General features: G+C 41.5%; 17 protein-coding genes. 5 read left to right on the top strand and 12 right to left on the bottom strand.

Features of this window, described 5'->3' with window-relative positions; genetic code table 11:
* Window positions 1-81: 81 nt before the first annotated feature.
* The 8 genes from ACWU4D_RS07760 to ACWU4D_RS07725 form a co-directional block, all read right to left on the bottom strand.
* Window positions 82-1548, bottom strand: a complete 1467-nt coding sequence (locus ACWU4D_RS07760) for a sigma-54 dependent transcriptional regulator (protein WP_456050837.1) — start codon at window positions 1546-1548, stop codon at window positions 82-84.
* A gap of 210 nt (window positions 1549-1758) precedes the next feature.
* The gene (gene fliS / locus ACWU4D_RS07755) at window positions 1759-2163 is read right to left on the bottom strand and encodes a flagellar export chaperone FliS (protein ID WP_456050836.1); all 405 of its coding nucleotides are present in this window, start codon (window positions 2161-2163) and stop codon (window positions 1759-1761) included.
* Between the two features lie 14 nt (window positions 2164-2177).
* On the bottom strand, window positions 2178-2480 hold the full coding sequence (locus tag ACWU4D_RS07750) for a flagellar protein FliT (RefSeq protein ID WP_456050835.1): 303 nt from the start codon (window positions 2478-2480) through the stop codon (window positions 2178-2180).
* Window positions 2481-2484: 4 nt separating this feature from the next.
* Complete coding sequence (gene fliD, locus ACWU4D_RS07745; RefSeq protein WP_456050834.1) at window positions 2485-4527, bottom strand: flagellar filament capping protein FliD; 2043 nt, start codon at window positions 4525-4527, stop codon at window positions 2485-2487.
* Window positions 4528-4550: 23 nt separating this feature from the next.
* Window positions 4551-4988: a flagellar protein FlaG gene (gene flaG / locus ACWU4D_RS07740; protein WP_456050833.1), complete on the bottom strand. Its 438-nt coding sequence runs from the start codon at window positions 4986-4988 to the stop codon at window positions 4551-4553.
* A 72-nt stretch (window positions 4989-5060) separates the two neighbouring features.
* A complete protein-coding gene (locus ACWU4D_RS07735; protein WP_456050832.1) occupies window positions 5061-6191 on the bottom strand; it encodes a flagellin in 1131 nt (376 codons plus the stop codon).
* 266 nt (window positions 6192-6457) lie between these two features.
* Window positions 6458-7591, bottom strand: coding sequence for a flagellin (locus ACWU4D_RS07730; RefSeq protein WP_456050831.1), 1134 nt, complete (start codon window positions 7589-7591; stop codon window positions 6458-6460).
* A gap of 233 nt (window positions 7592-7824) precedes the next feature.
* A complete protein-coding gene (locus ACWU4D_RS07725; RefSeq protein WP_456050830.1) occupies window positions 7825-8961 on the bottom strand; it encodes a flagellin in 1137 nt (378 codons plus the stop codon).
* Between the two features lie 229 nt (window positions 8962-9190).
* On the opposite strand from ACWU4D_RS07725, the gene ACWU4D_RS07720 reads away from it, so the two are divergent.
* Window positions 9191-10507, top strand: a complete 1317-nt coding sequence (locus ACWU4D_RS07720; RefSeq protein ID WP_456050829.1) for a ferredoxin reductase family protein — start codon at window positions 9191-9193, stop codon at window positions 10505-10507.
* 128 nt (window positions 10508-10635) lie between these two features.
* Here the strand turns inward: ACWU4D_RS07720 and ACWU4D_RS07715 are convergent, their stop codons facing one another.
* Window positions 10636-11538: a Dyp-type peroxidase gene (locus ACWU4D_RS07715; RefSeq protein WP_456051059.1), complete on the bottom strand. Its 903-nt coding sequence runs from the start codon at window positions 11536-11538 to the stop codon at window positions 10636-10638.
* Window positions 11539-11760: 222 nt separating this feature from the next.
* Between ACWU4D_RS07715 and ACWU4D_RS07710 the strand changes: the two genes are divergently transcribed.
* Complete coding sequence (locus tag ACWU4D_RS07710; RefSeq protein WP_456050828.1) at window positions 11761-12093, top strand: DUF2956 domain-containing protein; 333 nt, start codon at window positions 11761-11763, stop codon at window positions 12091-12093.
* Between the two features lie 46 nt (window positions 12094-12139).
* Here the strand turns inward: ACWU4D_RS07710 and ACWU4D_RS07705 are convergent, their stop codons facing one another.
* Window positions 12140-12421, bottom strand: coding sequence for a winged helix-turn-helix domain-containing protein (locus ACWU4D_RS07705; protein ID WP_456050827.1), 282 nt, complete (start codon window positions 12419-12421; stop codon window positions 12140-12142).
* Window positions 12422-12629: 208 nt separating this feature from the next.
* Between ACWU4D_RS07705 and ACWU4D_RS07700 the strand changes: the two genes are divergently transcribed.
* Genes ACWU4D_RS07700 through ACWU4D_RS07690 form a run of 3 tightly spaced genes read left to right on the top strand, consistent with a single transcriptional unit; the run spans window position 12630 to window position 14840 of the window.
* On the top strand, window positions 12630-12980 hold the full coding sequence (locus tag ACWU4D_RS07700) for an ArsC family reductase (protein WP_456050826.1): 351 nt from the start codon (window positions 12630-12632) through the stop codon (window positions 12978-12980).
* A gap of 51 nt (window positions 12981-13031) precedes the next feature.
* Complete coding sequence (gene dapE, locus ACWU4D_RS07695; protein WP_456050825.1) at window positions 13032-14165, top strand: succinyl-diaminopimelate desuccinylase; 1134 nt, start codon at window positions 13032-13034, stop codon at window positions 14163-14165.
* A 3-nt stretch (window positions 14166-14168) separates the two neighbouring features.
* Window positions 14169-14840, top strand: coding sequence for a M15 family metallopeptidase (locus ACWU4D_RS07690; protein WP_456050824.1), 672 nt, complete (start codon window positions 14169-14171; stop codon window positions 14838-14840).
* Window positions 14841-15095: 255 nt separating this feature from the next.
* Here the strand turns inward: ACWU4D_RS07690 and bamC are convergent, their stop codons facing one another.
* On the bottom strand, window positions 15096-16115 hold the full coding sequence (gene bamC, locus ACWU4D_RS07685; protein WP_456050823.1) for an outer membrane protein assembly factor BamC: 1020 nt from the start codon (window positions 16113-16115) through the stop codon (window positions 15096-15098).
* A 62-nt stretch (window positions 16116-16177) separates the two neighbouring features.
* The gene (gene dapA / locus ACWU4D_RS07680) at window positions 16178-17056 is read right to left on the bottom strand and encodes a 4-hydroxy-tetrahydrodipicolinate synthase (RefSeq protein WP_456050822.1); all 879 of its coding nucleotides are present in this window, start codon (window positions 17054-17056) and stop codon (window positions 16178-16180) included.
* Window positions 17057-17195 lie beyond the last annotated feature (139 nt).

Genomic DNA, 17195 nt, shown 5'->3' with positions numbered 1-17195 from the left:
ATTCCAAGCCTAATAGTTATTTATATTCAACAACTTAAAACTGGCAATAATAACCTGACAATATATTGACTCAATGACGAGTTAACGTTGCATGTTATATTTTTTCATTTTCTCTACCAAGGTAGTACGACGCATACCTAGCATATCGGCAGCTCTTGCCACAACACCATCTTGCGCGTCCAAGGCCTGATTAATCAGATTTACTTCTAATTCAGCCAATAACTCTTTTAAGTTAACCCCTTCTGGCGGCAGCTCTTGGTTTCCATTGTTAGCGTTAACAATTTCATCCACGGCAGCAAGATTAAAGTCTTCAGAGAAAATATTTGATAGTGCTTCGCGCTCTTGCTCTTCAATACTGCTCTGTAAACCACCACCGGGTTGGAACTCAGGAATGTCACTATAACGATATTTGGTAGGCAAATGATTCACATCAATCAAGCTATTCGGATACAGAATAATCATACGCTCAACCAAGTTCGCTAGCTCACGTACGTTACCTGGCCAGTTGTGCTCCATCAGAGAATTGATTGCACGAGGCGAGAAGTAGATCGGCTGTGCGCCTTCTGCTTGCATACGCGTTAATAGCTCTTGAAGTAACAAAGGAATATCATCCTTACGTTCTTTAAGAGCAGGCATCTCAATAGGAAAAACGTTCAAGCGATAATATAAATCTTCCCGAAATGATTCATTCTCAATCATGGTTTCAAGATGACGGTGGGTCGCCGCAACAACTCGTACATTCACCTTGATCGTCGTATTTCCGCCGACGCGTTCAAAACAACGCTCTTGCAAGACTCGTAATAACTTAACTTGCATAGACATCGGCATATCACCGATTTCATCGAGGAATAACGTACCACCATCGGCAAGTTCAAAACGCCCTTTTCTTGCGGTCAGCGCGCCAGTAAACGCCCCTTTCTCATGGCCGAATAGCTCACTTTCAAGCAAATCTCCCGGGATTGCGCCACAGTTGATGGGTACGAAAGGTCCACCGCGTCGAGTCGAATGGTAATGTATATTTCGAGCAACCACTTCTTTACCCGTACCGGACTCACCCAATATGAGAACGTTTGCTTCACTAGGGGAAACTTGCTCAATTAAGTGACGAACCTCTTGAACGCCAATGCTTTGACCAACCAAGCTACGAAATAACGTATTTTTGCGTGCTGATGCAACGACAGAAACACCTTGTCGACCAAGAAATTCTTTACTGTGTCGCAGCGCTTCGCTGACTTGAGCAAAGTTCAAAGGAAAATCAAGCTCACCGACAAAGTTGGGGAACTCATCTATCGAATAGGGCTGCTGATTCGCAACAAGTAGAGGGATGTGATTTGCCTTAGACAAATGCTCTCTAAGCTCTGTACTTATCGTTCCGTATTCCATAGAACCTAAAATGCAACCCGCCCATGGTAAGGACCAATCAATTTTATCTATTTTTGAAGACGTAACGACATCACAGAGTTCACCGACGAATTCCAATATAATTGACAAATGCTGGCGTGTTGTTGGGTCGTCTTCAATGACAAGAAGTTTTGCTAAACCTTGCATGGATACCTGTTTATGCCTTTAAACTAAAATAACTATCGCTATATTGATATTCAAATATAACCTATCTCTATAAACAATAGACAATTTTTTATATTCAGCAACTAAAAAAAGCCACTCGCGCATAGAGTGGCTTCTATTCTAGGGAATAAATAAAAATTGGCAACCAACGGCTAATCAGATGTGATGTTGGTTTAAACTAATTAACTATATTCAGACATCCCCAACAGTTAGGTTATGAAATTCTGTTGGTATTTGGTCCCATGCTGACTTTATCTCGCGAATAATTTCAATCACATCATCAATGGGATTTGGATCATTGGTTTGGTTTGCTGTGGTGATTTGCGTTATTAGAAATTCATATAATTGATCCAAATTCTCGGCAATATCACCACCGTCTTCCATCGATAAACAGCTACGCAAGCTAATAATAATATCCAATGCTTTACCTAAGCGTTCGCCTTTAACTGGAATATTCCCCTGCTCCATCGCAACTTTACCTTGGATTAGACGTTCAATAGCTCCAGCCATCAGCATTTGCACAACTTTATGCGGTGAAGCCGCACTTAATTGGCTGTCTACTGAGACCTTTTTGTAAGCCTGTAAAGAACCGCGCATTAGAATCCCTCTTATTAATACTTTTGATACAGCTGAACTGATTTTTGCCCAATGCGGAACTTTCGCAAATCCTCGCCAACTTTCATAGTTTGCGAATTCATTAACTCAACCAATTTTTGTGTTGAACTAATGGCATCTGCCCACATTGTTGATTTTGCAAATCGTTCATTTTTTGACGCATAGTCTATTAATTGCTGCAATATCTGATCCCTTTTATCGACCAAACGCGTAATTTCTTCACTATCAAGGACAACATTCGTCAACTCTTGATTCAAAATGCGATCAATATCACTTAATTGATTAATTTCATTTTCCATATTATTAACCTAATGCATTCATCATACCGGAAAGTTGACTTTGCATTTTTCCAGTCGCATCTTGCATCGCAGAGAATTTTGCCTGAGTTCGCTTTTCCAATTCCTGCATTCTTCGGTCTAACGTCGCCTGATCATCACCTAAACGATAATTTTGCTCGGTTAAAGTACGCTCACGTGTCCGTATCGATCCTGTAACACCTGTCAAACTTTGAATCGAATCTTCAACACGTTTAGCAAACCCATCACGACCACCAAAAAATTCACCTAACTTAGAAAAATTATTGTTGATTTGCTTAGTCAGCATATCTGAATTAATTTCAAGTGTTCCCTGCCGCGTTGTTGTCACACCAAACTCCGTAAGACTACGAATTTCAGCAGGAGCACTTTCGATTTGAGTACTGAATACCCTTTTAAGTCGAGAGTCAGCACTACGGACGACGCTATCTCCAGCCAACGGCCCAGCTTCTCCCGTTTGAGGGTCGACACTCGATAATGATTTAGTCGTTCGGTAGAATTGATTATAAGAGTCGACAAATTGCTCAATGTAATTCCGGACAGTTTCACGGTCATATTCGATGTTAATTTCAGCGGGTTTACCTTCGCTTGGTGATAAGCCAGCTAACTCAAGATCGACACCATCGATCGCATCTTCAATGATATTGTTATCGCTTGATAACCTTGCAACCCCATCAAGCAGCACTTCGGCATTTTGCGCGGTTTCGACCTCTTTCATCCCTTGATAACCTTCAAAGGATTGTTGCGCTTTCTCTAGTCTAGCTTGGACCAGCTCGACTTTATTAATGTATTCTTTTTCTTCTGGCGAAAGCTTTGAGCGCTCTAACTCTTTCGCTTCTTGTTCAGTCATGCCGCCGTTTGCCACAGCCTGATCAATAGCGTGCTGTTCTTTCTTCAACTCGGCTTCAAGTTTACTTTGCGCTTCTTCTGGCGTGACATAAGAATCGAATAACGTACCGGAAGCACTATTACTTGCCCCTGGAATCTCTTGAAGTTTCTCGATTGCGGCAGGATCTAAATCAGGTTCAAGCTCTCGGTACGAATCAAGTAATGTACCAGAAGCGGTTTCTGACCAACCGGGGATTCTATCTTCTGGACGAACATACTCATTTGGATCGGTGACGTCACTAGACTGGGATTGAAGAGCCGCCGCAACGTTCGCTTCATCATTGGGTGTAACAGCACCGGTGTTCGCGTCTTGTTCCATTGCCGCTGCAGTCGTTTCAGGCGCTTTCGCTCCTGACTCACCTGCCGCTTGTTTGATTTGCGCCGCAACATCCTCATCAACGAGTCGAGCCGCAGATTCCATTTTCTCAGCCACTTTCTTAGCAATTTTCTGCTCGTCTGGGCTAAGTGGTGCGATTAATTGCTGTGCTTCGGAACGAGCCGCCTCGATGTCTTTTACTCGTTCTTCTAACGTTTTATATTCGAGTTGTTTAAGTGGATTTCCTCTTACCGCTTCAGCTCGAATAGAGATTTTATTGTCTTCACCAGTCTTATCAGATGCGACAATTAGACGAGGACCTTCTTTATCATTAATAATCGATGCTCTGACACCAGGGTTGCCTTTTGAGCGGTTAATACCTGCCACCACTTCTTGCAATTTAGTGCCGCTTTGAACATCAACAGTATAATTTGACTTGCCTAACGATATCTGCAACTTACCCGGCCCAAATCTCACATCTTCATCTAATACATGAGATGCAACTTTATGACTTTGGGCAAGCTGCAGTACATCGACAGCATACCTACCAGCAATAGCTTTTGTCGACGCGACTGCGTTGACAACGTTTTCATCTGAACTACCAACTTTACGTGTAGCAAAAGCCTCGTCCTGACGAAAACCCGCCATTAAGTTTTTCATTGTATCTAGCGATTCTCTGAGGTGCCCATAAGCACTGATACTGGCATTATTTTCCATGCGCGTATTGTCGATACGTTGCTGCTTAGGAACGCGCTCTGAATCGACAATTTTGCTGACCAAGGAATTTATATCCATGCCAGAACTCATCCCTATTGGGCCCATACTCATTAAATCACCTTTAAAGTTACACTTTACACCTTAGTCATAACCAGACCAGTATGATGATCTTGCTCTTTCGCAAGGCGCCGCAGTACTTCTAACATTTCTTCTTCTGGTATTTGACGAATCACGTCGCCCGTTTCGGCTTCGTAAATCGTCATCACTTCTCGACCAGACTCAGTATCTACACTGAACGACAAGTCTTTATTGATGGACGATACAAATTCTTGCATCTGCTCCCTCGTTTTTACTCGCTGTTCTTCCGTAGATCGCTCGTGTTGTTTAGCAAGTTTTATTGCTTCTTCCACTGAATCGGTTGTTTTTTCAACCGTCCTCTCTTGCGCATCGTCTGCACGATTCACTTGTTGAGGAGTTAAAATGCTTTTTGCAGTTTCACTCTCAGAAGCAAATTTGGTGCCACTTTTCGAGCCATAAGACTGGATGTTCGATGTATAGGATGTAATGTCCATAACTATCTCCCTCTCCATCTCATTGGATGAATAAACATAAATGGAATTGAGTAAACTCAATCCACTTCGCTATTAGCCCAATAAACTTAGAGCCGCTGATGGCGACTGTTTTGCTTGCGCTAAAACAGACGTACTCGCTTGTTGCAGAATCTGAGACTTAGTCATCTGCACGGTTTCTTTCGCATAATCAGTATCTTTGATTCGACTGCGTGATGCGTTTACATTTTCGTTAATGTTATCCAAGTTATTGATCGCATGATCAAAACGGTTTTGGAATGCACCAAGTTCTGCACGCTGGCTATCTACTGCTTGCAATGCGCCATCAATCACTGAAACCGCTAACTGAGAACCACCAACAGATGAAACGTTAATATCACCCACTGTGACCTTCTCTGCCGCTCCAAAACCAATTTCAGCACCTAGTCCACCACCGACAGTAACCTCACTCGAAACCTTCTGGTTTGAAGCAAATATCTGCATTTTACCGTCTTCATCAACCGATGCAGAAAGATCACTATTTTGACCATTGATGTAAGTCGCAAGCTCTTCTAAATCGTCGCCTTGCTTCGCATTCACTGTCACTTCTTGTGCTTCACCATCACTATCAGTGTAGCTCAATGTCATATCTGTCGCGCTACCAACCGTCCAGCTAGAGTCTTTGCCTTCGGTAGCAACATACGCATTCCCACCCATTGTATCGGTGTCTGAACGCATGTTCCCCATAGATAACATCACAGCTTCACCAGACGATGAGCCGATCTGAAAGGACTTATTCCCGAACGTACCATTTAGTAATTTGTTGCCACCGAACGAGGTTGATTCTGCAATACGATTTAGTTCGTCGTTCAGTGCCGTCACTTCTTGGTTAATCGCTTGACGATCTGATTTCGTATTTGAACCATTCGAAGATTGCAAAGAAAGATCGCGCATACGCTGTAAAATCGTTGTTGTTTCATTCATCGCACCTTCAGCAGTCTGCGCCATAGATATACCATCGTTCGCATTACGAACAGCGACATCTAGACCACGGCTTTGCGATGTTAATCGATTTGATATTTGCAATCCCGCCGCATCATCTTTTGCACTATTTATTTTATAGCCCGATGATAGACGTTCCATAGACTTCTGCGAGACTTCCGATGCATTGTTCAAATAACGCTGAGCGGTCATCGCTGAAACATTTGAGTTAACAGTTATAGACATATAGATCTCCTTTAGGACTTATGTACCGCGACGACTCTCACCTCATCTTGGTACATTTTCATTTCTCTCATTTCCTTTAACGGCGAGATGAATACATCCTTTAGGTTTTTTTTGATCTTTTTGATAAAAAAGTTGTATTGAATAGGAAAGTATGATTCTTTTTGGCAAGGATTGTGAATTAACCTTTTGATATTACAGAAAAACTTCAATCTAAAATTTAGGCAAAAAAAATCCAGCCCGAAGGCTGGATTTGGTTCGCTTCACAATTAACCAAGAAGGCTAAGAGCGGCATTAGGAGCCTGTTTAGCTTGCGCCAAGATAGAGCTCGACGCTTGCGCCAATATTTGTGATTTAGTGAGGTTGGTTGTTTCTTTCGCAAAATCAGTATCTTTAATTCGACTTTTCGAAGCACTCACATTTTCGTTAATGTTGTCTAAGTTGTTAATCGCGTGGTCGAAGCGATTTTGGAATGCACCAAGTTGTGCTCGGTTACTGTCAACATACTTTAGAGCTGAATCAATAATCGCAACCGCTTGTTGTGCGCCACCAATCGATCTTACGTTAATTTCATCGACCGTCTCTGCTTTACCCGCTCCCATCGAAAGCTCGCCAGCTAATCCGCCAGAAAACGATACAGGGCCTGAAACGGTATCGGTTCCCGCAAAGATTTGTAGCTCTCCATCTTCGTTCACCGACGCTTTGACCAAATCATTTTGACCATTAATGTAAGTCGCTAGCTCCTCAATATCGTCGCCTGCTTTTGCATTGATTGATATTGTTTGCTCAACCCCATCACCATCAGTCAGCGAAATTTGCAGATCATTCGCGCCTTCAGGAACAGTCCAATCTTTGTCTTTACCATTTGCCGCAACATAAGACATGCCACCCATACTTGCGTTATCACTGCGCATGTCATTTATTGTTAGCATAACGGCTTCACCGTTATCAGCACCAATCTGCATTGATTTGGTCGCGAATGTGCCGTTAAGTAATTTATTACCACCAAATGATGTGGTTTCAGCAATACGATTTAACTCATCATTCAGTGCAGTCATCTCTTCCTGGATTGCACCACGGTCATCATCGGTATTCGCACCATTCGCTGATTGTAGGGACAAGTCACGCATTCTTTGTAAAATGCTCGTGGTCTCGTTCATTGCGCCTTCGGCGGTTTGTGCCATTGAAATACCATCATTGGCATTTCGGACTGCAACGTCTAGACCGCGACTCTGAACATTTAAGCGGTTTGAAATTTGTAATCCCGCTGCGTCATCTTTTGCACTGTTAATTTTAAAGCCAGAAGATAGACGTTCCATTGATGTATTTTGTGCTTGAGTTGCGCTGTTTAAAAAACGTTGCGCTGTCATTGCTGATACATTTGTATTTACGTTAACTGCCATGATGATTCTCCAATTGATTTTCCGATATTCAGGTTTTCGACGTCTCGAAAAACCAAGTAGTTCTCTCAAAGTTACTTTTTATAACGGCACTGGTTTGGGATTCTTGAGGAAAAAAGTGATTTTTTTTTAAATTTATTTTTTGCCGATAACTTAAGTGTTCTAGGTGTCAAACTTTTCAAAAAAAGTGCTAAAGTTTTTCGCATTCAATACGATATAACAAAATTTTTTTTTTGTTAATTACTCAATAAGGTAATCGCGAGATTGGGCTGTTTCTTTGCTTGAGCTAACAATGACATGCCAACCTGTTGCAATATCTGATGCTTAAGAAGCTGAGTGGTTTCTTTTGCGTAATCTGCATCTTTTATACGACTATTCGATGCTGCAAGATTTTCATGGACGTTCTCAAGGTTAGTAATTGCATGACCAAATCGATTTTGCAATGCCCCCACTTCTGAGCGGTGTTGATCAACAAACTCAAGAGCAGTATCTAGAATTGCGACAGCCCGCTGTGAGCCTCCGACATCGGTAATATCTATATTATCGACGGCTTCATAACCTAACGCCCCTATTTGCAGTTCAGAGGCTAAGCCACCGGAAAACGATAAGGTTCCTTGAGTTTCCTTCCCTGCCATATAAATCTGAAGTTGACCATCTTGATTCACAGACGCTGAAACAGAATCCGTTTGGCCATTGATATAGGTCGCCAACTCTTCAATATCATCACCTACTTTTGCATCAATGGAAATATCTTGCTGATTTCCTTGGCGATCTAGGTAACTTATAGTCAAATTTCTATTTGCGGCAGAAACTTGCCATGTTGAATCAGCCTTTGCAGAAGCTTGGTAGCTAAAGCCTCCCATATTGATACTGTCACTGCGCATATTCTGGAGTGACACTTGAACCGCCTCCCCTGAACTCGCACCAATTTGGAATGCGGCTTTAGAATATTGACCATTGAGCAGTTTATTGCCACCAAATGACGTCGTTTCTGCGATACGATTGATTTCATCATTTAACGCGGACATCTCTTGCTGTAATGCCCGTCGATCATCTTGGCTATTTGCACCATTACTCGACTGAAGCGCAAGATCTCGCATCCGTTGCAGCAATTGCGTACTCTCTTGCATACTGCCTTCTGCGGTTTGCAAGATAGAGATACCATCGTTAGCATTTCGCACCGCGACATCTAAACCACTCATTTGTGATTGAAGTCGATTTGAGATCTGTAACCCTGCCGCATCATCCTTCGCGCTGTTAATCCGATTTCCAGACGACAAACGTTCAAGCGCTTGATTTAACATCTCGCTTGAATTCGTTAACTGTCTTTGAATCGTCAACGCAGGCACGTTGGTATTAACGGTGATAGTCATAATCTACCTTACAATTGTTCTCAACAAGGGTATCGGTCGACATCAGAAAAACTTAAGCACTTTCGGTATTGAAAGGATCACACGTCGATCAGCGTCAATTAGTACCTTTCTTTTATTCGTAAAAATATGTAAATCCATGCAAAGAATGCGTCTACTCACTACTATTTACCCCAATTTTGCTTATTATTACGCCATTCCATCGCCCATCAATTTTATACAGTGAGCTATTATGTTTCGAATAACTATCATCCTCTTTTTACTCTGGCTGCCCTCCCTTCTGGTTGGCTACGATCAGTTTGGTGAATTTATCTTCTGGAGACATCAATTAACAATGCTCACAGGTATGTTGGGCTTTAGCTATATGTGTACTGCCGTTTTGATAGCTTCTCGATTTCAGTGGGTTGAATCCATCGTTCGCGGATTGGATAAAGGCTACGCCATACATAAACAATTAGGTATTGGTGCCCTAGTCGCCCTTATTTTACATTGGGCAACGATAGAGAGTGCTCATTGGCTTACAGATCTAGGTTTCCTTTCACCTCCAAATCGAGGTGATCGTCCAACTATTGAAGGAATTAATTGGCATGGTGTCGCTGAACAAGTTGGTGATATTTCATTCAAGGTCTTTGTTATCTTCTGTGTCATTAGCTTGGTTCAAGCCATCAGCTACAAAAAATTCAAATTCACCCATAAATTGGGTGGTATCCTTGTGATTGCCGGAGCATTTCATTCAGCATTGCTACTCGACTGGACCACAGCGTCTACGCCTTTCAATATCGCCATTACGCTGTTTTCTATTGTAGGAGTTTGGTGCTCATACTTATCTCTCTCAAGGAAAATTGGACAAGCTAATAAATCAGAAGGAACTGTGTCGAGCGTTGAAAAGTTTGGTGCTGGTGACAACGAAAATGCCATTGTTCGCTTTAGCGTAAAGCTTGACTCTCCAATTCAATATAAAGAGGGACAATTTGCCTATCTAAATTTTCATGATGGTGAAGCGCCTCATCCATTTTCTATTTTGAATTATGATGACCAATCAAAACAGGTTGAATTTGGTATTAAAGCATTGGGTGACTATACCACTGTGTTGGTCAATAAATTAGAAGTTGGTCAACAGGTAACAATTGAAGGTAGCTATGGTCATTTTCAAATTCCTCAAGCAGAGAATCAGGTTTGGATTGGGGCTGGAATTGGGATTGTACCTTTCGTTTCTCGCCTTTACTGGTTACAAAATCAAAAGAACAACCAACCCAATCGCTACACGAAAATAGACCTATTCTATTGCGTTAACTCCAAAAAAGAGGCGTATTTCGAGAAAGAAATGCTCGCTATCCTTAATAAGATTAAATTTGTTGAGTTACACCTGTTCGATGCTGAAAACAATCAGATTTTAGATGGCAGTAAAATAGAGCAAACCATGGCAGGTAAAACGTTCGATGTTTGCTTCTGTGGGCCTGAAGGTTTTGGGCAGCAGCTGCAAACCTATTTTGAAAAATCAGGACTTCCAAAGCAGCAATTTCATAAAGAGATATTCAAAATGCGATAATGCGTTGCAGTAAATGACTCTAAGCAATAAAAATGGCGCGTCCTACTAAGACGCGCCATTTTTTATTCTATTAATTCTAAATCGTCACCAATGTTATCACGACTATCGTTAACATTATGATGCTAAACCTATTTAAGAGTCAGAGCCTGAAGCATTTCTTGAGATGGTGCAAAAGCAAAAACGCCAGTTACGGCTTTAGTGAAGCGCAACATACTGTCGGTTTTCCCGTCGGTCATGCCGTACATACTGTGCAGCATATCTTGGAAATTCGATAACGTATTGCAGTAAGCAATAAACACCAAGCCATGATCGCCACTCACCGATCCGTACGGCAAACTATGACGAACAATCTTTAGTGCCACACCTTCTTTTTTAATGTCCACACGACCAACATGCGAGTTCGCAGGGACATTATCCAATTCGATTGAGTCAGGCTTTGTCCGACCAATGACTTTTTCTTGGGCCGAAATATTAAGGCGCTCCCAAGCAGGTAAATTGTGAACGAAACGCTGCAACATGACGTAGCTACCACCAGAAAATTCACCGTCTGGAATAATCGCAACATCTTTACGTTCTTCATTTTCTGGGTTCTCGGTACCATCAATAAAGCCGTTGGTGTCGCGAGCATCTAAATATCGGAAACCATAGCTTTCATCAACAAACTCAATATGGCTTTCTACTTCACATACGAATTTACGTAAGAAGTAGAATAGTAAATCATGACGAGCACTGTGAGCATGAATAATAAAATCAACATCGGTCGCAGGAGCATAGATATCACCTTCACCTAAAGGCTGAAACTCAACCAATTCAGTTGGCATCGCCACGTCACACTGAGCCCAGAATTGAGAAGTAAAGGCTATCGATAAGGTAAGCTTCGCGCCTGGTTGAGCTTGATTTAATTCATCGACAATTTTTGGTAATTTTTTTAAATGCTCTAAAACCAAGTTCGGTTCACTCTTGATCTTAAACAGCGTATAGAGCGCAAAAGGTTCCGCTTCCGGTAAAATGGCACTTTGACACAACATTATAAATCCTCTATCCACTTTGAAATCGGTAGGTATTTTTCCTACTTACTTTTATTTCTAACTCAATTTGATTACTTAATATACTAGGCTAGTTGTCACCGACAAAAACCAAGTAAAATGAAAACTATATACACATTACACTATCATTATTACGTAATTTACAGGTGCCCACCTAAACCAATATGGTAAAGTGTTAGATAACCTCTGAAAACAGTATAATCCGCGATGAATAAAAAAACAGTGTCACCACAAACTCAGCAAGAGGCCTTAAAGCTAGCCAAAGCAACTCAAAAACCAGGGCAAACCAAAGATCAAACGAAATTGATTGCTCAGGGTATTGAACATGGCATTGCACTATACAAAAAGCAACAAAAAGAAAAACAACGCCAGGCTGATAAGGAAAGAAAGAAACAACAAAAAGAGAAGATTAGTAAATCATCTTCTCTTCCCGAGCAAAATCACCTGCCAACACCTGAACCACAAACATCACCAAAGCTACCTTGGGTATTGTTGTTAATCAGTTGGATTGGTTTTATTGCGTTTATTTACGTAAAATAGTGGGTGTATCAACCGTCAGTTTTGGACGTAAATTCAATGTAAGAAATCAACGTCCTAAACTGGATGCAATATCATTTTGCTTATCTAATACCCATTGGCTGTCGAATGGTCCCCAATCAGACAATTGATAATAACCATCATTATGGCGACGCCCATCTTGAATGAACATTAATTCGATACCAATTCCCGGAAGTGCTTTTAATACATCCTGAATAGTTCTACGTGGCCACCCCGTAATTTCTATCAATTTGGGAACATTAGGGCGTTCAATATGTTCAACCAAATACGCAAGATACAATCGCCTTGCGAAAACAGGACTTAGTTCCATCGATACCTCCTAATTCTATATCGATTTATTATTTATGTTTTGGCATTTTGTGTGTTGCGTTTGATCAAGAGATCAATAACTCGCACCAACTTAGTTATGAATTACCAAGTTAGATTACCGAAAGCTCTCACCATTCCTGTTTTGTCCTCATCTCTCGTTCCTGATAGGATTCATAGTTTTCATCAATCGAACACAAGAGACCATCATAATGAGCACAGTCCTATACGGTATCCCAAACTGCGATACGATTAAGAAAGCCAAGAAGTGGCTTGATGAACATCAGGTTGATTACACTTTTCACAACTTTCGTAAAGATGGAATTGATAATGAATTAGTTGTGCAATTTTGCCAGCAATTAGGGTGGGAAAATGTGCTTAATAAACGTGGCACAACCTATCGTCAATTAAGTGATGAACAAAAAGAGTCAATAAATGACACCACAATAATCGATCTTCTAGTAGAATACCCAGCCATGATAAAGCGCCCAGTGCTAGCAACTAAAGGCGCATTAAACATAGGGTTTAAAGCTGAACAATACGCTGCAATTTTTAGCTCTTAGCTTTTAACTTTTTAGTTAATATAGAATCGAAAAAGAATATAGGATTAAATAATGACAGACAGTCCCGTACTGGCACTTGCAAAGGATTTGATTAGCCGTCAATCGGTCACTCCAGAAGACGCTGGCTGCCAAGAAGTAATGATCGAACGTCTCAAAGCATTAGGTTTTGAAATTGAAGTGATGGTGTTTGAAGATACGACCAACTTCTGGGCTCGTCGTGGTACAGAAGCGCCTTTATTTACCTTCGCGGGACATACTGATGTTGTCCCTGCCGGCCGATTAGAACAGTGGCACACTCCACCTTTCGAACCAACGGTTATCGATGGTCACCTTCACGGCCGTGGCGCAGCGGATATGAAAGGTTCATTGGCTTGTATGCTGGTTGCCGTAGAGCGATTTGTTGAACTGCATCCCGACCATAAAGGTTCGATCTCATTCTTAATTACCTCTGATGAAGAAGGCCCATTTATCAACGGTACGACTCGTGTTGTTGATACACTAATGGCCAGAGACGAAATTATTGACATGTGTATTGTGGGTGAACCATCAAGTACAAATGCTGTCGGTGATGTGGTTAAAAATGGTCGTCGCGGATCATTAACCGGTGATCTTCACGTTAAAGGCATTCAAGGACACGTTGCTTACCCACACTTAGCAAGAAACCCGGTTCACCAAGCTATGCCTGCGTTATCTGAACTTGCAGCAACGAAATGGGATGACGGTAATGCTTTCTTCCCACCAACAAGCTTTCAAATCCCAAATATGAATAGTGGCACTGGTGCTTCGAATGTCATTCCTGGGGAGCTCGATGTTCAGTTTAATTTCCGGTTTAGCACTGAGCTAACCCATGAAGAGATTCAACGTCGTGTTCATTCAACATTAGATGCGCATGGTCTAGATTACGATCTAAAGTGGACAATCAACGGTCAACCATTCTTAACGGATGCAGGAAGTCTACTTGACGCTGTTGTGAACGCAGTAACTGATGTTAACCACAAAGCCCCAGAACTGCTTACAACAGGCGGGACATCAGATGGGCGTTTCATTGCTCAAATGGGGTCTCAAGTTGTTGAATTAGGGCCGGTTAATGCAACGATCCATAAAGTCAATGAGTGCGTAAATGTCGCTGATCTTGAGAAGCTAACCGATATGTACCAAAATGTACTAAAACATTTACTGGTTTAAACCATGACTCCAGAACAGCTTAGTGGCCTAATCGATTCACATCTTGCGCCGATGCAAATAGGCACAAGTTCAATGTTAGTTCACCCAGATGTTCATCAAGATCTCGGCCGTTTAATTCATGCGGCCGATAAAGCTGGATTTAACTGTTCTATTGCTAGTGGCTTTCGAGATTTTGGGCGCCAAGCGTCGATTTGGAATCGAAAGTGCACTGGCGAACTCCCTGTATTAGATAAGCAAAGCCGCCCGTTAGACATCTCTTTACTTTCTCAGCATCAATTAGTCGACGCAATCTTACGATGGTCGGCGTTACCTGGTGCCACTCGTCATCATTGGGGCACCGATTTTGATGTCTATTGTAAAACCTCTTTAGGTACTCATAATTTAAAACTAGAGCCCTGGGAGTATCAAACCGGACATCAAGCTAAGTTTTTTGTATGGCTCGAATGTAATTTAGAGCAATTTGGTTTCTTTTTGCCTTATCGAAAAGAGTTAGGTGGGGTGAGTATCGAGCCTTGGCATATCAGCCATCGAAAAACAGCCACTAATTGCCTTAATCAGTTTTCTATCGATACTCTAGATAAAACTCTCGCTCAGCAACACGTTTTGGCAAAAGATATCGTGAGACAAAAACTAGAAAGTATATACAATCAATATATTCTCAATATTTCATTGTAGTTGGGCAATATGGACTTTCTTACCTCTCCTTGGGTCATCATAACGATCATCATGTGTTTTTTAATCGGTAATATTGCGGCTTTTCGTTATTTTACCCCAAAAAATCTCGACAAATTTAAACCCAAAAACAATGACGAACTCAACCGTTTAATTGAATTAGATAAAAAGCACCAGGAAACATTGCATAACCACAGCGATAAAACGACCAAAAAAAAGGACGAGTAATCACTCGTCCTTTTCACTTTTATCAGTGTATCAATTTGTGCTGTTTGATGTCGCACTAAGCATTGGAATAAACTCACTTAACTGCTCTTCAGTAAGAAGCTTTCCATCGGTGTCGGTAATATTAATTGAAGTTCTATTCCCTAAGTCACCAAATAATAAATGATACTTACCGCGATCGATCGTCAGTGGTTCAATTTTATGGCTATCCCAAACTTCTTGATCAGCTGGACGATAAAATACCGTTAGCTCTCCTTGCGACTGGCTTTTACCCGTGACGGTAAAACCAAACTGCTCAATCATAGTTGGAACTCGATGCCAAGCGATATCAAACGGTGTACGAGCAACGATAATTGGCAATGCATTTCTATCTGTCCCCATAGTAAAGACAATATTTTGCCCTAAACGTAGTGCTTGGCGTTTAGTTTCAGCGCGCAATTGTGCATCGTAATTTGTTGTTAGCAAGTTGGCCATAGCCGCTGCATAGCGATCGAGCAAAAAGTCTTGGCTTGGTAAATTCAAATCATTCGTTAGCTGAGTGATCTCAATTCGAACACCAGAGCGACGACCGAAATTAATACGTGTAAATTGATAATCGGCGATAGCTTGGCCTTCTTCATTACCAATAACCCAAGTCACATTTTTACCAATCAAGTCTCGATCAGAATTATCAACTAGCGTTGCATTGTGTTTATTGAGCTCGCTCTTCAATATGGCCCACAGCTGATCCGATTGTTCTGGCCTTGCTGTCCATAGCGTAACCGCACGAGGTTCTTCATCCACAATCATTCCCGGTACTAATTCTAATACCTGAAGAGGGGGACGAATATCAAGATCGCCTCCAACTTCACCAGAGAAATTTCCACGTGGGATAATAAATTGACGATAAGATTGAGCGACCGCATCATCACTTGTCTGCCACTGAGTAAATTCTGGTGTATTTAGATACTCAAAATCATCTTTCGCTTGATTGCGCTCAAGTGGAGATTTAGTACACGCCGTTAGTAGCAATGCAGCAATGGATATCCCCATTAGCTGATAAGAAAATTTCATTCATACTCCCAAATAAAAACCGAGGGATGAACCCTCGGAAAATGAACTATCAGCAGAGATATTTATTCAATACCAGCAAGTTTAAGTGCTTCAGCAACGATAGGTTGAGATGACTCTGTTAATGGCATTAGTGGTAAACGTAAATCACTGCATTCGATCAGACCAAGTTGATGTGCCGCCCATTTAACTGGGGTTGGGCTAGATTCAACAAATAAGTTTTTGTGAAGAGTTTCCAGGCGCTGATTAATAGCTTCCGCTTCAGCAAACTGACCACTTAATGCTAAACGCATCATATCGGCCATATCTTTGGCAGCAATATTATTGGTCACAGAAATGACACCATTTCCGCCCTGCTTGACAAATTCAAGCCCTGTAAGGTCATCACCACTAAATAGGACAAAATCATCACGACAAAGTTCACGATGTATTTTCACTCGGCTTACATCACCCGTTGCATCTTTGATTCCTACGATAACCGGTATTTCAGACAAACGAGCAACGGTTTCAGGTAACAAATCTACCGCGGTTCTACCAGGAACATTGTAAAGAATCTGAGGAATATCCGTTTCATTAGCAATGGCTTTATAGTGCTGAAACATTCCTTCTTGAGTAGGTTTATTATAATAAGGCGTTACAGTCAGACACCCTTTAATACCCGTGTTATTAAATAGACGAGTAAAAGTAATCGCTTCATGGGTGGCATTAGCCCCTGTTCCCGCGATCACAGGAATACGATCATCGGCAAATTCAACTGTCTTCGATACGACTTTGACATGTTCTTCATTGCTCAGCGTTGCAGATTCGCCAGTTGTCCCAACAGAAACAATCGCGTCAGTTCCTGCTTCAACATGATAATCGACGAGTTTTTTGAGATTTGCGTAATCTACTTCGCCATCACTATCAAAAGGTGTTATTAATGCAACAATACTTCCAGAAAACATGTCTTTCTCCCAAGGTTGATACTCCCTGCATGGTACTGTAAGCAAGTCAAAAAAAACAAGCGAAACCGTCTGCTTATTTGACTTATTTGGCTGAATTTTTATCGTCGAGCCCGATATGATGTAAATCCTTACACTTTTC

It is taken from the genome of Vibrio phycocola, assembly GCF_053850235.1.
Note: the sequence above shows the minus strand (reverse complement) of the source record. Positions and strands in the feature narration are given on the sequence as shown.

Bases quoted from the DNA above. Each gene is read 5' to 3' on its own strand.
- ACWU4D_RS07760 (WP_456050837.1), bottom strand. From the start codon at position 1,548: ATGCAAGGTTTAGCAAAACTTCTTGTCATTGAAGACGACCCAACAACA.
- fliS (WP_456050836.1), bottom strand. From the start codon at position 2,163: ATGCGCGGTTCTTTACAGGCTTACAAAAAGGTCTCAGTAGACAGCCAA.
- ACWU4D_RS07750 (WP_456050835.1), bottom strand. From the start codon at position 2,480: ATGGAAAATGAAATTAATCAATTAAGTGATATTGATCGCATTTTGAAT.
- fliD (WP_456050834.1), bottom strand. From the start codon at position 4,527: ATGAGTATGGGCCCAATAGGGATGAGTTCTGGCATGGATATAAATTCC.
- flaG (WP_456050833.1), bottom strand. From the start codon at position 4,988: ATGGACATTACATCCTATACATCGAACATCCAGTCTTATGGCTCGAAA.
- ACWU4D_RS07735 (WP_456050832.1), bottom strand. From the start codon at position 6,191: ATGTCTATAACTGTTAACTCAAATGTTTCAGCGATGACCGCTCAGCGT.
- ACWU4D_RS07730 (WP_456050831.1), bottom strand. From the start codon at position 7,591: ATGGCAGTTAACGTAAATACAAATGTATCAGCAATGACAGCGCAACGT.
- ACWU4D_RS07725 (WP_456050830.1), bottom strand. From the start codon at position 8,961: ATGACTATCACCGTTAATACCAACGTGCCTGCGTTGACGATTCAAAGA.
- ACWU4D_RS07720 (WP_456050829.1), top strand. From the start codon at position 9,191: ATGTTTCGAATAACTATCATCCTCTTTTTACTCTGGCTGCCCTCCCTT.
- ACWU4D_RS07710 (WP_456050828.1), top strand. From the start codon at position 11,761: ATGAATAAAAAAACAGTGTCACCACAAACTCAGCAAGAGGCCTTAAAG.
- ACWU4D_RS07705 (WP_456050827.1), bottom strand. From the start codon at position 12,421: ATGGAACTAAGTCCTGTTTTCGCAAGGCGATTGTATCTTGCGTATTTG.
- ACWU4D_RS07700 (WP_456050826.1), top strand. From the start codon at position 12,630: ATGAGCACAGTCCTATACGGTATCCCAAACTGCGATACGATTAAGAAA.
- dapE (WP_456050825.1), top strand. From the start codon at position 13,032: ATGACAGACAGTCCCGTACTGGCACTTGCAAAGGATTTGATTAGCCGT.
- ACWU4D_RS07690 (WP_456050824.1), top strand. From the start codon at position 14,169: ATGACTCCAGAACAGCTTAGTGGCCTAATCGATTCACATCTTGCGCCG.
- bamC (WP_456050823.1), bottom strand. From the start codon at position 16,115: ATGAAATTTTCTTATCAGCTAATGGGGATATCCATTGCTGCATTGCTA.
- dapA (WP_456050822.1), bottom strand. From the start codon at position 17,056: ATGTTTTCTGGAAGTATTGTTGCATTAATAACACCTTTTGATAGTGAT.